The 15665-nt window shown below is 44.0% G+C and carries 14 protein-coding genes and 1 pseudogene; 9 read left to right on the top strand and 6 right to left on the bottom strand.

The genetic code is table 11. The annotated features are described in order from the left end of the window. Positions 1 to 62: 62 nt before the first annotated feature. A complete protein-coding gene (locus V2H45_RS21560; protein ID WP_330485750.1) occupies positions 63 to 758 on the bottom strand; it encodes a helix-turn-helix domain-containing protein in 696 nt (231 codons plus the stop codon). 82 nt (positions 759 to 840) lie between these two features. Here V2H45_RS21560 and V2H45_RS21555 point away from each other — a divergent pair, with 82 nt between their 5' ends. The 3 genes from V2H45_RS21555 (at position 841) to V2H45_RS21545 (ending at position 2881) form a co-directional block, all read left to right on the top strand. Further along, positions 841 to 1230, top strand: a complete 390-nt coding sequence (locus tag V2H45_RS21555) for an MAPEG family protein (RefSeq protein WP_330485749.1) — start codon at positions 841 to 843, stop codon at positions 1228 to 1230. Positions 1231 to 1452: 222 nt separating this feature from the next. Next, positions 1453 to 2451 carry an adenylate/guanylate cyclase domain-containing protein gene (locus V2H45_RS21550; protein ID WP_330485748.1) on the top strand — a complete coding sequence of 333 codons (999 nt, stop codon included), beginning with the start codon at positions 1453 to 1455 and terminating at the stop codon, positions 2449 to 2451. Between the two features lie 52 nt (positions 2452 to 2503). Next, positions 2504 to 2881, top strand: coding sequence for a hypothetical protein (locus V2H45_RS21545; protein WP_330485747.1), 378 nt, complete (start codon positions 2504 to 2506; stop codon positions 2879 to 2881). A gap of 173 nt (positions 2882 to 3054) precedes the next feature. Here the strand turns inward: V2H45_RS21545 and V2H45_RS21540 are convergent. Next, positions 3055 to 3984, bottom strand: a pseudogene (locus V2H45_RS21540) (IS5 family transposase). A gap of 112 nt (positions 3985 to 4096) precedes the next feature. Here V2H45_RS21540 and V2H45_RS21535 point away from each other — a divergent pair. Continuing rightward, positions 4097 to 5308 carry a chloride channel protein gene (locus tag V2H45_RS21535; protein WP_330485746.1) on the top strand — a complete coding sequence of 404 codons (1212 nt, stop codon included), beginning with the start codon at positions 4097 to 4099 and terminating at the stop codon, positions 5306 to 5308. Positions 5309 to 5379: 71 nt separating this feature from the next. Here V2H45_RS21535 and acsF read toward each other — a convergent pair whose 3' ends face one another. The 3 genes from acsF to ylqF form a co-directional block, all read right to left on the bottom strand. Next, positions 5380 to 6459, bottom strand: a complete 1080-nt coding sequence (gene acsF / locus V2H45_RS21530; RefSeq protein WP_330485745.1) for a magnesium-protoporphyrin IX monomethyl ester (oxidative) cyclase — start codon at positions 6457 to 6459, stop codon at positions 5380 to 5382. A 110-nt stretch (positions 6460 to 6569) separates the two neighbouring features. Then, on the bottom strand, positions 6570 to 7214 hold the full coding sequence (locus V2H45_RS21525; protein ID WP_330485744.1) for a type I restriction endonuclease: 645 nt from the start codon (positions 7212 to 7214) through the stop codon (positions 6570 to 6572). Positions 7215 to 7257: 43 nt separating this feature from the next. Further along, positions 7258 to 8106: a ribosome biogenesis GTPase YlqF gene (ylqF, locus tag V2H45_RS21520; protein ID WP_330485743.1), complete on the bottom strand. Its 849-nt coding sequence runs from the start codon at positions 8104 to 8106 to the stop codon at positions 7258 to 7260. Between the two features lie 70 nt (positions 8107 to 8176). Between ylqF and V2H45_RS21515 the strand changes: the two genes are divergently transcribed. After that, positions 8177 to 8998: a TPM domain-containing protein gene (locus V2H45_RS21515; protein ID WP_330485742.1), complete on the top strand. Its 822-nt coding sequence runs from the start codon at positions 8177 to 8179 to the stop codon at positions 8996 to 8998. Between the two features lie 16 nt (positions 8999 to 9014). Further along, complete coding sequence (locus V2H45_RS21510) at positions 9015 to 10502, top strand: DEAD/DEAH box helicase (protein ID WP_330485741.1); 1488 nt, start codon at positions 9015 to 9017, stop codon at positions 10500 to 10502. Between the two features lie 255 nt (positions 10503 to 10757). Here V2H45_RS21510 and V2H45_RS21505 read toward each other — a convergent pair whose 3' ends face one another. Then, on the bottom strand, positions 10758 to 11009 hold the full coding sequence (locus tag V2H45_RS21505; RefSeq protein ID WP_330485740.1) for an ATP-binding protein: 252 nt from the start codon (positions 11007 to 11009) through the stop codon (positions 10758 to 10760). Positions 11010 to 11075: 66 nt separating this feature from the next. On the opposite strand from V2H45_RS21505, the gene V2H45_RS21500 reads away from it, so the two are divergent. From V2H45_RS21500 to V2H45_RS21490, 3 genes are all read left to right on the top strand, one after another. Further along, the gene (locus V2H45_RS21500) at positions 11076 to 12212 is read left to right on the top strand and encodes a PP2C family protein-serine/threonine phosphatase (RefSeq protein WP_330485739.1); all 1137 of its coding nucleotides are present in this window, start codon (positions 11076 to 11078) and stop codon (positions 12210 to 12212) included. Positions 12213 to 12318: 106 nt separating this feature from the next. Then, positions 12319 to 14430, top strand: coding sequence for a sugar transferase (locus V2H45_RS21495; RefSeq protein ID WP_330485738.1), 2112 nt, complete (start codon positions 12319 to 12321; stop codon positions 14428 to 14430). A gap of 288 nt (positions 14431 to 14718) precedes the next feature. Continuing rightward, positions 14719 to 15582 (top strand): M20/M25/M40 family metallo-hydrolase, encoded by an 864-nt coding sequence (locus V2H45_RS21490; protein ID WP_330485737.1) that lies wholly within the window; start codon positions 14719 to 14721, stop codon positions 15580 to 15582. Positions 15583 to 15665 lie beyond the last annotated feature (83 nt).

Raw genomic sequence — 15665 nt, 5'->3', positions numbered from 1 at the left:
CATTTTCCTCAAATCCCTTCCTACTCTTGTTTGTATTTTTAGAGATGCCCTTATGGTAATTTCTAACTTTTCAATATTGCGATCATTTCTGCGCGTGCAGAAACATCTAATTTACGGAACATTCGCTTAAGAGCCTGCTTAACTCCTTCGCGAGTAATCCCAATATGCGTTCCGATCTCTCGATTGGTCAAACCCTTTGCGACTAGTTCCACAATTTCTCTTTCTCGAATCGTAAGACGGTCTAATTTGTCAGAATGAGAAGTGGGAGTTTGTAATTCTGCAATCCGAACCGAGAGGTGCAAAGAGAGAGAACCAGCTTGTAAAAGATCGCGATCGCTAAAAGGAGGGAAGCCTTTCTCTCGCAAAAAATAGATACCGCCCACAGGGATACCACCACCCACCAAAATGGATACCATGCCATTCTCAATTCCCGTTGGATGAAATACTTTTTGGTAAATATCAGTTTTCTGCCAACTTTCTTGTGTTTGTATCGACAAATTATGCATCGGTACTCTTTCTTGAAGGGCAATCTGGCTGACGCGATCGCCGTTACGACCGAGTTGGGCATATCGTTCGCAAAAGGTTTGAGGCAATCCCCAAAAGTCAGCACTGATAACTTCTAATCGCGCATTGAGCCGATCGAATCCCCATGCTTTCGCTATAAAAAAATTTCCCGCATCCTGCATAAAAAGATGGCGTAGTTCCTTTTCGTTGCTAGCGATGGCTATGCGATGTAAAAAATTATGCCAATCTAACATGTTGTACCCAAATGGGGACTTCCCTAAAACCCCTGAGATAACTATTGTGATGACTATTGTAAAGCTTGTGTTGGGAATTTAGATGACTCTAGATTTAACGGCGCTATCGATTCTCGCGCTATGGTCAGTTGCAATCAATCATACTCCTGCGATCGCTCGTGTTTTTCGCTCTAACGTTGCATGGGGTATGGGCAACCGCGAAACTTCACCCGACGTTCCATTATGGGTAGAAAGAGCCGATCGCGCTCAGCGCAACCATCATGATAATCTCGCTGCGATCGCCACTATCATTCTGATCGCCCAAATTACTGGCAAGGCAGACTCGATCGTAGGCATTGCCTCAGTGGTTATTGCGATCGGTCGTATTCTGCATAGCTTGACATATATTCTAGGTATTATCGGGTTGAGGTCGTTGATGTACTTTATCGCTCTAGGCGCATTACTTGTGATTGTTTGGAGGTTATTCACCTAAATACTATTCGCATGTATGGTATTTTTCCGAGAGTCGCAATAGAACCGCCAATTCAAGGATGAAATGCAACGGACGACATGGTTCATTGTTTGCATAAATGGGATTTACAAAAAGATCGGATATATTTCTGTCTAAGGTCGTATCTTCGGTTAATCTTAAAACCACAAAACTATTTGTTACGTAGAGAATATATACATACCCAACGCGATCGCAAAAACTCCCATGCCAACCATTCAATGCTTGCCCGACGATACCCAAGCTCCGATTAAAGATAAGCAAAGTATTTTACATGCACTGCTTACTGCCGAAGTACCGATCACCCATGCTTGTGGTGGTAATGCCCTTTGCTCAACCTGTCGCATTATGGTACTGGATGGGGTTCAACGATGTAGCCCCGCCACCAGCGCCGAAAGAGCGCTAGCTAAAAGGCTTGATTTCCCCGTTCATATTCGCCTTGCCTGTCAAACTCGTGTGACGGGGGATGTGACTGTACGGCGTTTGGTGATTGACAATGCCGACATCGATATTGTAGAAAGTCAGCTTTCCTCAGGCTCCACAAGCGATCGCAAGCAGGTAGCCCTATTATTTGCCTCTATTCAAAGTATTACAAATTTCGACGAGCTAAATTTTCATTATGATGTGGTCTACATCATGAACCGCTTTTTCTACTTGGTCAATAAGACGATGAATGCTTATGGTGGCAGTGTGAATAGTTTTGTTGGTTCCACCTTCATGGCAGTGTTTGGGATTGATAGTGATGATAGAGTTGCCGAACGTGCGGCATGGGCGGGGCTAGCACTCCTTGATGCAGTGAACGAACTGAACGAACATCTCAATCAGCTCTCATATCAACCTCTTCGCCTAAGTCTAGGCATCCACTGCGATCGCGCTATCTTGATTTCTGCAAATCCCGCCCAACCGCAGACAAAGACTGTCATCGGCAATGTGGTAGATGTTGTCAGCCGTATCGCCCTTGCCAACCGCAAGCTCGAAACGCAACTGCTGATATCACAGGAGGCTTACACACAACTGAAAGCTTGTGCGATCGTTGACCGCAGTTTTAAGCTAGCTTTTCCGAATGCGGAGCCTTCAAAAGTTTACGAGTTGATTGGAATTACAGGTGATGCTCCACCTGCGATCGCGAAGTCTGAGATAGAAGCCCCTTTCTCAAATAAACTTTTATCCTTTGTGAAAAAGTTTGCGACTTCTTGGGGAAAATAAATTCTAGATATGTTAGGATCCTCTGACTTATCAGTCAATAGTGAGGTATGGTATGGGTAATGTGCGCGAGACCTTAAAATCAGCACTAACCTTGGAAGGTGCTCTGGGTGTAGCATTGGGCGATTGGAAGACAGGGATGTGCTTAGGGTACGCAGGCACTGATAATTCAGCTTTTCCTGTAGCAAACTTAGAACTTGCGGTGGCTGGAAATACCCAAGTAATCCGAGCTAAGCTCCGAGTGGCTCAAGCTCTCAAACTCGACGCTGGCATCGAAGATATTCTAATTACGTTGACCAACCAATATCACTTAATCCGCATGACACAAGCGATCGAAGGATTGTTTTTCTATTTGGCATTGGATCGGGAAAAGGGAAATCTCGCGCTTGCTCGATATAAGTTAGTTCAGCTTGAAAAGAGTTTAGTAATTTAGTGATTGTAGCGATTGTCTTGAAAGTCAAGAGGAAAGGAGAAAAAATCTAAATTCCAAATATGCACGACAAAACGACGGTAATATCTATCCGTTTTTGTCCTGGATTAGATTGTACAAGGGCTTTGTTGCATGAATGAAAAGAGGACAAAGGTTGGTCTTGAGAGAGGGATGAATTAAGTTTCAATCGCATAACTATCGGGTTTACAGATCTGGATCATGCGATTGAGCGCAGCACATTTGATGTACAATTCCACGGCTTGATTATCAAACTTGCGTGCACTCAGACTGCCTCCAAAAATCGTTTTGAAGCGAAACATCGTGGCTTCACTCAGCAACTGTCGATGATAGTTGCTCTCTCGTTTCCAGGCTTTGCGTCCAACTTTACGAATCCGTCTCAGGTTTTCATCTCGGTTGTACCGTTCTGCTTTGCTGTTGCCGTGCTGCCAGATCTTCGCACCCTTGCGTGGTGGAATGGCGGCTTTAGCTCCCCGTCCTCGAATCGCATCGTAGCATTTACGTTGGTCGTATGCTCCATCGGCTGAAGTCTGCTCAATTTCACCCTCAATCGCATCCAAGATATCGGACAAAACTTCGCCATCACTGATGTCATTAGTGGTTACGACTGCTGCCAAAATCTCACCAGTGGTTTCGTCCACTCACAAGTGTAACTTACGCCAAGTTCGCCGTTTGCTGACCCCATGTTGGCGAGTTTTCCACTCCCCTTCTCCATATACTTTGACTCTGGTCGAATCTACCACCACATGTCGAGCACCTGTTTTCGGTACTACTGGTAGGGCAATCGTCAGTTTTCCCATCCGCCGAGATAACGTACTATGATTCGGTACGCTCAAATCAATATCCATTAGTGCAAAAATGGATTCTAAGAAGCCCTGACATTGCCGCCCTGCCAGTTGATATACTGCTTTCACCGTAGCCATCGTCTGAATCGCCAGATCGCTATATAAAACAGATGCTCCCCGTTTTCCACTCAAGTCTGGAATAATCCACTGCTCCAATACAGCCTCGTCGATCCAAAAGGTGAGACTCCCCCGCTGCTTCAGGGCGGCATTATACTCAGACCAGTTGCGGATACGGTAGCTCATAGCAGTGAGGGGGTACAGATTTTTTCAAATCTATCACGATCCTCATCCGTACCTACATCATTTGTGCAACAAAGCCGAATCGATCTTTTAAAAAATGGTGAATTCTCCGTTTATGAAACAAAGTCCTATTACTCTTACCCGCTCGATGTTGCTATGGGCAATTCTCGGAGTTGTCTGTGGTTTGTTTGCTGCAACCTACTGGATAGTTTTGTCCCACATCATGCAAGGATTTGAGCATTTCAGTGGACTTTCTCTATTAATCCTGATGCCACTAACAGGTTTGTGCATTGGTCTGGTGATTCATTGGTTAGGAAATCCTGGGGAGATTGGATTAATCATTGATAACATCCATTTCAAGCAGGGACGATTAGCGTTACGTGAGAATCCATCTATGATTTTGTCGTCGCTGCTTAGTATTGCGAGTGGAGGCAGTGCAGGACCAGAAGCACCGATGGTGCAAGTGACAGGTTCGATAGGCACATGGTTAGCAGATCGACTCCGATTAGAGGGAGAAGCCTTACGAACCCTAAGTATTGCTGGCATGGCATCCGGGTTTACCGTTTTGTTTGGTGCTCCATTAGGCAGCACGTTCTTTGCCTTAGAAATCCTACACCACCAGCATGTTGCGGCGTATGCCGAAGCAATCTTGCCTGCATTGGTCGCCAGTTGTGCGAGTTATACCGTTTTTGTCACAATTACCCAACTTGGTATTGGGCCCACTTGGCATTTTCCTCAATACAATGTTGCTGGCCTTTTTGATTTTGCGGGTGCGATCCTTTACGGTATTGTAGGAGCGATCGCGGGTTGGCTGTTTATTTGGATATTTCGCAGGTGTGAGCGTTTATCAGAATTACTACCAACTCCCATCTATGTGAAAACTACATTAGCGGGGCTAGGGCTAGGTGGTTTAGCAGTTCTATTTCCCCTGACGCGGTTCTTTGGCGAACATCAGCTTGAGACAATTCTTGAGGGAGATTTTACGATCTCGTTCCTGATTATGTTAGCGATCGCAAAAATGTTGGCAGTTAGTATAACTTTGACGGGTGGTTGGCGAGGAGGCATCATCATTCCTCTCTTTTTTATCGGAGCTTGTCTAGGAAAAGCAATTTCTATGGTTTATCTTGGATTTAATGAGACCCTAGCGATGATTTGTGTTATGGCAGCTATCAATGCAACTGTAACGCGAACTCCCATCAGTACAACTTTGTTACTTGCCAAGTTAACCGGATTAAGCACCTTTACACCAATTCTCTTTGCAAGTTTGCTGGGCTTCTTTCTGGCTCCTCGCCATCCCTTTATTACTTCACAAGCGAAAACCGAGTAACAATTCATAAAAATCGCCCTCTAACAACTTAGAAGGCGATTCAATCAAAGTGAAGTTCAGGGCAGAACTAACTACAGAACAACACCTTTTTGAATTTCGATAGGCTTGAGCAAATAGAGCTTCAAGAACTGCAAGCCATTGGAAGCGTAGTGAGGTAACTTTTGCAGAGTCTTTAAAGGCTTAGGTGCAGAAGATGATTCAATCTCGCTGAGCTTGGCATTGTTTTCTTCGCACTTCTTGAGATATGCCCAGAACTTAGGATTGTCCATGTCTATAATCACTGGGAATGCCTTTGCCGCATCGCGGTTGGTATCTCTCAAGACTTCATCAACGTACTTGCGAGTATCCATACCGATCGCTTCGTAAAAGTCCGAACGGTTGCAAATATCGTTGAGATACATGGTGGCAAATACTGACAGCAAAAAGAATCGGCTCCATAATTTTGCCTTTAAGCCATTGATATATTCTGGTTGGCTCTTGAGCAAGAGATTGCAGAAATCGCCGTGACGATTTTCGTCTTGGCACCAATTTTCAAAAAAGCGGAAGATGGGATAAATCCGTTTTTCAGGATGAGCCAAGAAATGCTGGTGAATTTTGATGTAACGCCAGTAACCAATTTTTTCAGAAAGGTAGGTGGCGTAAAAGATAAACTTGGGCTCAAAGTAAACGTACTTTTTGCTCTTAGATAGAGAAGAAAGGTCTAGCTGAAGCTCAAAGTCAGGCATTGCCTTATTTAAAAAACCAGCATGACGTGCTTCGTCACGACTCATGAGCGAAAAAATTTCGGAGACAAGGGGATTTTTTTCCTTGAGTTTGACCGCAATTTCTTTATAGAGCAAAAATCCTGAAAATTCAGAGGTACAAGAGCCTTCTAAGAATGTGCGGAAAGACTTTTTGACATCTTCGTCAATGTGATCCCAAGACTGTTCGAACTCTTGATCGCGGACAAAGTGACGGCGATTGTAGTCCGCTTTAAACTCTTGCAAAATGGCTTCAAAATCTGCCTCAGTACCACCAAAACCCATATTCGCCATCGCTTCAAAATCAGTCGTGTAAAAGCGTGGCGTTAGGATGGTTTCTTTTTTGCCTGTCCCATTCGCTTTAGAGGATGGGGTAGTTTCGAGCTGTTGTTTGGATGGGGAAGATACCATATTTGTCTAAAAACTATTTAGAGACTATTTAGATTAATCCATATTTTATGCGTAGCCTACATTTTATGAGCATTTGCCCCAACCTCTTGTTAAGAAGCGTTAAGCGAATCCTATGCGGATCGGGTTGTGTGGGTTAAAACTAGCTGACCGAGGCATTTTAAAATTTGCAAGACTTCATACAAGTGATTCTCTATTTCGGAAAGAGAGAAAACTTTGGACAGGATGTAGGTGGGTTGAGGAGCTTGGTTTAGTCTAATAAAGCGGAACTCGCGCCCATTGGTAATCATGCCAAATAATTCTTTATTGGTTGCTGGGCTTGCCATCATATAGGTTAGTGCTTGTGGCAAAGCGATCATCACGTCATATTGAATGCTTTTGGCTTCAACCACCACAACCCAGATGGCATTTTGCAAAACAAGCACATCAAGTTGACCGCGTACTGTTTCCGCTCCGTCTTGAGATACAACTTCGATAGAGTCTTCTAACGTTGTATAAAATGGCGGATCGTAGAAACCTGCTAAAGATAGCAATGGCGACAAAGTAACCATCTTTACAGTTACTTCTAAAAGTGGTCGCTCGGCAAGATAAAGATATTGTTGCTTTGTCCGATCTAATACCTGTTTTTCAAATTCACTTAGTGCAGGAGCATCTTGCACTAATTGGGTAAAGAATTTATCGGCTTCATCTTGGCGCAAATTAAACTTAGTTTTGACATCATGCAAATTGAGCTTTGAGGCTTGAAGTGTTAGCGTCATAATTTACCTCGCTGTTAGTTCCCTGTATTTTAATATCCACGAATCAATCGAGTGACGGTAGCTCAAGCGCGATCGCACCCAGACGACCTTTGCGATAATCATGCAAAATTTGCCGCGCTACACGCTCGCTATCACCTTTAAAGCGATCGGTTTCTGCCAAAGTCATGATGTAGTCCAAGCCAGATTCTAGGGGCGGATTTAGGGGATCGATGCCATAGCGATCGCTGAGGGGAGCCTGTAATTTAATCAACAAGTCGATTGTGGCAGCGGCTACGAGAGTATTGTCATAGGCAGCTTCACCAATATCATCGCAAATGGCTAGCTTTAGCGCCGCATCTTGATCGTGCAGCACGGGTGGCAAAATTCCTGGCGTATCGAGCAACTCGATTTGATCGGAAATTCGGATCCACCGTAGCTGGCGCGTTACCCCTGGGCGATTAGAACTTTCTGCCGCACGCCGATTGAGCAGTCGATTGATTACCGCCGATTTCCCGACATTGGGAAAGCCAATCACTACAGCCCGCACGGGGCGGGGCAGCATGCCGCGAGTTTTACGCCGTTCGTTGATTTTTACGCCAGCAACTTGAGCGGCTTTAAGCAGTTCTTTGATGCCCTTACCTGCTTGAGCATCGGTAAAGTAAACCATTTGATTTCGTTTTCTATGCCATTGCACCCATTGCGATCGCACCGATTCTGAAATCATGTCTACACGATTAAACACCAGTACATGGGACTTGTCGGCAATCCAAGTTTTGATTTTTGGGTGTTGGCTCGAAAAGGGAATACGAGCATCGCGCACCTCAATCACGACATCGACACGCTTAAGTTGTTCTAGCAGAGCCTTCTCTGCTTTGGCTATATGACCGGGATACCACTGAATCAGGCTTGACATATGATCGAAACAAGCTCATTGTTATGTTTTGGATTATATTAAGATTTATTAAAAACCTTTTAAAATCAGTATGCGTAAATTTTCAACTCGATGGTTTATCTCACTTGCGATCGCAAGTTTACTCGCGCTCGCAACCTGTTTTGTCAATCCTGCACCTGTCAGCGCGATCGATGCACCTGAGCTATTACCAACCGAGATTACCAATATTATCGATCTGGGGCGATTTCTGACGGACACCGAGGAAACCAATCTAAATCGGGATTTAGATACCTTTGAACAAAAGACTGGATGGAAATTACGGGTTTTAACACAAGTCGATCGTACACCAGGTAGAGCCGTCAAAGATTTTTGGGGATTAGACGAACGCAGCGTGATGCTAGTTGCTGACGGGCGCGGTAGAAATTTGCTCAATTTTAATGTTGGCGATGAGGTTTACAACCTCTTACCCCGAGGTTTTTGGATTGAACTGCAATCTCGCTATGGCAATCAATTTTTTGTGAGAGAACATGGCTACGATCAGTCTATCTTGGCATCTCTAGGGGCAATTCAAACCTGTTTAGAGCGTGAAGGCTGCGTAGTCGTACCAGGTTTACCTCAAGAACAATGGATCTTAACCCTATTAACCTCAATTCTTGGGGGTTTGGTGTTTGGGTTTGCGGGACATCCTCGTAAAGAGGGAGAAATCTTTTCATGGCGTTGGGCGTTGATTCTTACCCCTCTATGGGGCATGCTCTTAATTGCTTTCGGTATTGGGCCTGTGGTAACTCGTACCACCGATCTGCTCCCGATTATTCGCAACTTGGCAGGCTTTTTGGGTGGTGCAGTGATTGCCTATTTAATTCCTTCGCCTAAGCGTAATTTACCTGACAATGGTGTCCGCACGCGGGATTAGCTGATTTCTATAAATCATGGGAAGAACCCCCACGCTCTCGTTTGACCGAGGCACGCTGATTTTACATCCCCCGCCCAGAGGCAAGGCATGGCTAGATTTTGCCACTTGGGACGATCGCGTCGAACGATTTCGGATTCCAGCCAATCGGTATCGCGAACTCATCACTGCCTTAGAAGCAGAAAACGTTACCTTTTGCGATCTGGCGAAAGCCTTTGTGGAGCTAGAACTGACGGCAAGGGTGGTCATGCAGCCTTACCCCCATCAAAGCGAGGCGCTTGTGGCTTGGCAGCGGGCAGGTCAATGTGGTGTTGTCGTCTTACCCACTGCCGCAGGCAAAACTTACTTAGCCCAATTGGCAATGCAGGTCGCTCGCCGCAGCACCCTAGTTGTCGTGCCGACTTTAGATTTAATGCACCAGTGGTATACCCATCTCGTTGCCGCCTTTCCCGATCTAGAAGTGGGCTTGCTAGGTGGTGGATCCCGCGATCGCACGGCTATTCTGGTTGCGACCTATGATAGTGCTGCCATCCATGCCGAAACCCTAGGCGCTCAATATGGCTTTTTGATTTTCGATGAATGCCATCATCTCCCCACCGATTTCAATCAAGTTATTGCCACCTATTCTCTCGCACCCTATCGTCTAGGGCTCACCGCTACGCCCGATCGCAGCGATGGCAGACATACCGATCTAGACACCCTGATTGGGGCAGAAGTCTATCGTAAAACCGCAGAGCAGTTAGCAGGCAATGCTCTCGCCGATCATGAAATCGTACAGATCAAGGTCAAACTCTCTCAATCTGAACGCGATCGCTACGATCGCCTCACTGCCATTCGGAATAACTTTTTGCGCGAGGCCAAAATCTCTCTGGGCGGGATGCAGGGATGGCAGCGATTTGTGCAAGCCAGTGCGAGGTCACAGGCAGGGAGACGCGCAATGTTAGCCCATCGAGAGGCAAAAGAAACTGCCCTTGGTACAGACGGGAAATTGCGAGTGTTGGCAGATCTGCTGGCACAACATTCCCCTGCGCGTATCCTGATTTTCACCAATGATAATGCCACGGTCTACCAGATTTCCCAAGAATTCCTGATCCCTGCAATTACCCACCAAACCCCTGTAAAAGAGCGCCATGAGATTCTCAAGCATTTCCGATCTGGAGATTACAAAACTTTGGTCGTATCCCATGTATTAAATGAGGGCGTAGATGTGCCTGATGCGGGTATCGCCATTCTGCTTTCAGGAACAGGTTCCACACGCGAGTATATTCAACGACTGGGGCGGATTTTACGAAGGGGCACGAATATTGACAAGCGTGCAATTTTGTATGAGGTGATTGCCGAGAACACGAGTGAAGAGCGCACTTCGCAACGACGCCATGGCGAAGATTGGACAAACGCTCATAAGCAAAAGAACCCTATAAATGTCGTTCAGATGGGGATTGACTACAAAGAAAAAGACTCAGAGCGATCGACTCCCCTAGCTGCTGAAACTCCAACCCAATGGTGATCGCCTAACCAATCGGAAGATTATATTTAGCCCCAAAACTAAACTGAAATTGTTAATATTGAAGAATTAATTAGCTCGGTTGAGGGGTGTGTAGTGCTTAACGATTAACAAACGGTTACAGCGATTTGCCAAACGGCTGACTATAGACAAAAATCAACCATTCGATCGAGCAAATCTAAACCACGACCACCTAAGGCATTCACATCGACATTAAACTCCGACAGTTTGCCAGACAAATCGAAATCATCCCCATAATCAAAAACCTTTATTTCCCTTTATTTCCAGTGAATTTTCAGATAGAGTTGACTCTAAATAAATAGGGGTTTCGGTTGGCATATTCTTGTGAGCATGGCGAACAGCATTGGTAAAAACTTCTGCTAATGCCGTTTTACATCGCAACCAAACTTCCATAGGCATTGCATCGTGATTGAGTTGCTCAAACCAAGCTAACACTTTAGCAAGTTCGTTAAGATTGGTACTGACTTCTAGCGAAATAGTTTGGGACACAGAAAATCTGCCAACATGGTTTACTAGATATAACTTTACCGAAAATCAAGTGCTTGAGGTGTGTAGATGTTGCAAATCCTAGTGATCGATGACGATCTTGTCATGCAGATGGTTTTGAGAAACACATTGCAAGAGCAAGGCTATGCAGCGATCGTGGCAAAAAATGGTAAGGAAGGTTTAGCGCTTGCACAAAAATATCATCCTGCTTTAGTGATCTGTGATTGGATGATGCCAGATATTGACGGACTAGAGGTCTGTCGCCAAATTCGGCAAGATATAAGTCTATCTACAACATTTTTTATTTTACTAACATCCAAAGGTGCGGTAGAAGATAAAGTCAAGGCTTTAGATAGTGGAGCTGATGATTTTCTGTCGAAACCCATTGAAAAAAGTGAGTTAATTGCCAGCGTGCGGGCAGGATTGAGGTTATATCAACTCAACCAAGATTTACAATTACAAAAACAATTACTGGAATCTGAACTAGCAGAAGCAAGTGAGTATGTGAAATCGTTACTGCCTGCCAGTTTAAATGGCAACGTAGATATCAGTACGCAGTTTATTCCTTCCAGTCAATTGGGTGGAGATTGCTACGATTTTTATTGGCTGGACTCCGATCACCTTGCCATTTATCTGATCGATACCTCTGGACATGGAGTAGGCTCGGCATTGCATTCGATCTCAATTTTAAACTTGTTGCGATCGCAATCTTTTGCTAAAGATAAGCTTTATGCCCCAGATGCCGTCATGACCGATCTCAATCGCAGTTTTCAGATGAGCGAGCAGGGTGGGCGCTATTTAACCATGTGGTATGGCGTATTTAAGCAATCGGAACGCATCCTTAAATACGCCAATGCCGGTCATCCAACTTCACTTTTGATTTCTGGTGAGAGCAGTGACCGAAAGGTAAAACAACTACCTAGTCTGAGCATGCCCATTGGTTTTTTTGCTGACGCTAAATATATCACTGCCGAAGTCTCGATTCCGCTCAATAGCAAACTCTATGTTTTTAGCGACGGTATTTTTGAGGTAAAGCAAACGGACGGAAAAATTTGGGGCTTACCAAAATTTATCGAGCTAATAACATCCGATCTAGAAGAGAGTAAAATCTTTAGTGCTGACTCAGTGCTTCAACATATTCGTGGTGAAACTCCAAATGCTTATTTTGAAGATGACGTTTCACTCTTGCAAATTAACTTCTTGTAACTGAATAAACCGCTTTGGTAGCGAAAACCTCATTACACATTTCTTCTTGTTCTGTATACTTACGATCGCTATGTTGTCAATTGTATAAAATTAAAAGGATTGGGCTATGCTTTTAGTTACAGTTGGAACAGAACAATATCAGTTCAATGCTTTAATGCATTGGATTGAGCTTCTGACTAAGTATCAAATCATAAATGAAGAAGTTATTGTCCAATATGGTTCTTCAACCTATTTCCCTGATGGTTCTATAGCCTATCGGTTGCTATCTGAGCAAGAATTCCAAAAATTTATCCATCGCGCCAGCATAATTATCAGCCACTGTGAAGAAGGAATTGCCCAATTACTAGAAGATAAAGATAAGCCATATGTTTTAGTACCACGATTGCAACGGTTTAGAGAACATGTTGATAATCACCAAATGGAGGTAGCCGATGACTTTGAGCGAAGAGGTATTGCTGTCGCACGCTCTGCCGGTGATTTAGTCAAGTTCATAAAGTTACAGCAAACTTCAGAGGTTGTTCCGCAAGTTGATGAAACACTCCTATGTGAATACCTAAAAGAGCGATTTGACGAAGGGAAACTCATGCTTGTTTGTTCGTCAGGTGGAAATTATCGATATATGCAGAGCCTGAAAGCATTCTGGGAGAATTATAGCGATCGCACTTGGGTCACGTTTCGGAATGGAATTAATGAGCGTGAAATAGAAGACAGTCAAAGATATTGGGCACATAGTCCCACAAATCGAAATATTCCTAATCTTATTCGCAATTTGTTTTTGGCATTTAACGTGGTGCGCCATCAAAAGCCCGAGCTAATTGTTTCCACAGGGGCTGGAGTTGCTGTTCCATTCTTATTAATTGCTAAATTGTTTTGTCGTAGCAAAGTTATTTTTATTGAATCAAAAACACGGATTAGAGATGTTAGTTTGTCTGCTCAAATCCTCATAAAATTACGCGTACTCGATCTCCTCATCGTTAGAAGTGAAGCGATTTCAAATGTTTATCGTAAGGCTGTATATATTCCTGTGAGCGATACGAGTGAGACGATTCGCAAAAAAGATTACAAGCAGGCAAAGATTGCAACCTTTGAAGAAATCGCATTTATCTATAGTCCTGAAAGATTAGAATTTTTCACGGCAAGGGAATTTTTTAGTGACTTCCAAGCGATATGTAATGCAGATGATTCCTATCGAAAAATTGTGATTGATATGAGTCATACGACATTTATTGATGGTGCTGGTCTAGGTGCTTTAATCAATTGCCTCAAACAAGCCAAAGCCTATGGAACGGAATTAGTCTTGTGGAGTGTCAGCGGTGCAGTGATGTCTCTGCTTACAGTCACATCCTTAAGTAAAGCCTTTGTGATTGAGTCAGCTTCCCAGACATTTCGTTTTTCAGAGTCAACGCAGAGAATCCGAGTTAGTAACCTCACTTCCTTTGGGTTATTTTTGTTTCGGGTTCAGAGACTGCTTCAGAAAACTCCAATACTGCGCATTTTTCACCCGATATTAAAGTTTTGGTTTCCTGCGATTGATATTGACCCTGGTGTTCCCGTTCATCCTTCTGTTCGCGATCCCATTAAGCGATTTATTGATATTGTTGGGGCTTTGATCGGTTTAGGCTTTACGGCGATATTTTTCATTCCCATTGCGATCGCGATCGCTTCAGAGAGCAGAGGTAATGTTTTGTTTGGGCAAGTTCGCTGCGGTCTACTTAGCAAGCCTTTTCGCATTTGGAAGTTTCGCTCTATGGTAAAAAATGCCGAGGAGCTAAAAATTAAAGTTGAGAACCAAGTGGAGGCAACTGCACAATCCCACGATAATGCTGACAAATTTTTTAAAAACGCCAACGATCCTCGTGTGACTCGAATAGGTAGCTTTTTACGAAGGACTAGCTTAGATGAATTCCCTCAATTTTGGAATGTTTTAACTGGTGACATGAGCCTAGTGGGAACTCGTCCGCCGACTTTCGATGAAATAAATGCTTACGAGTTGGACGTGGAATATCAAGACGAAAGATATACGGAATGGAATCGATTAGATGTAAAGCCCGGAATGACTGGTGTATGGCAAGTCAATGGTAGATCTAACGTACGCTCCTTTGCCGAGGTAGTCAATTTTGACATCGAATATCGCAAAAAATGGAGCATTGGGTACGACCTTCAACTCATTGTCAAAACGATTGTTGTTCTATTCGATCGCAAGAACAAAGCGGTTTAAGTTTCATCACCTTTTCCATCTATAGATTTTCACCTTAGATACTTTCAGATACTCTGATGTAAAGATAGATACTACCTCAGCTATATTCCAAGTTTCATAAGCCCGTCCCATAGCCATAGCAAAAGTTAGAGCTTGTTAAAATAACTTGCTGTAAGGGGTTAAGGAATTGACGTATAGGATGGAGATACCCCAGTTTTAGGCAACTGAGTCCAAAAATGAGGCCAAAACTGAATCTGCCTTGCAATAATAATCCTGCAAGCTTAAAAGTATAGTAATCAAAATAGCCCGATGGAAAATTTGCAAGAAAGCTTATTGAATCATCTTAAGAAAATCGTGAGAGAGCGCGATCCTTACTATGCCTCTGGTGGCCATCTGTTTGTTAGGGAATACATCCGATCGCAACTCTCGCAGTATGGAGAGGTTGAAGTTCATGAATTTGATGTGGATGGCAATAAACACCAAAACCTGATTTTGCGGATCTCGCCTGCCCTAAGTTCAAAGCGATGGAAGGGTTCTAAAAAGGAATTGCCCATTCTCATTGGGGCTCATTATGATGCCGTTCCTGGTTGCGTGGGTGCGGATGATAATGCCACTGGCATTGCTGTATTACTGGAGTTAGCGCGATCGCTTTCTGCGAATCCTATCAACTATCCCATCGATCTGATCGCTTTTGATATGGAGGAATATAGTCTACAGGGAAGCAGAGCCTATGTGGAAAGATTGAAACAGCAGAATCAAAAGTTACGGCTGATGATTTCCCTAGAGATGTTAGGCTACTGCGATCGCACCCCCAATTCTCAGCATTATCCTAAAGGATTGCAATATTTTTATCCGAATACTGGCGATTTTATTGGACTGATTGGGAATATACAGACAATTCCCGATTTAATTTCTCTTTGCCATCACGTAAAAGCCTCTGTACCCTGCGAGTGGTTACCTGCGGGGTACAGAGGACTGATTGTACCTGATACGCGCCGCAGCGACCATGCACCATTTTGGGATGCGGGCTACAAGGCAATCATGATCACAGATACTGCGAATATGCGAAATCCTCACTATCACCAGAGTAGCGATCGCCTAGAAACGCTCGATTTAGATTTTCTCACGGGTGTCTGCAAGGGAATAATTACAGGGATTTCTCGTTTGCCTTAACGCTACAACTAGAAAGGATTGGCAAAAATTTGACACTCCCCGCTCTAAAGAGACGGGGATTCTTTAAGAGTCCATAATCTGAA

The organism is Tumidithrix elongata BACA0141 (assembly GCF_036349135.1).
Taxonomy (GTDB): Bacteria; Cyanobacteriota; Cyanobacteriia; order Pseudanabaenales; family Pseudanabaenaceae; genus Tumidithrix; species Tumidithrix elongata.
Note: the sequence above shows the minus strand (reverse complement) of the source record. Positions and strands in the feature narration are given on the sequence as shown.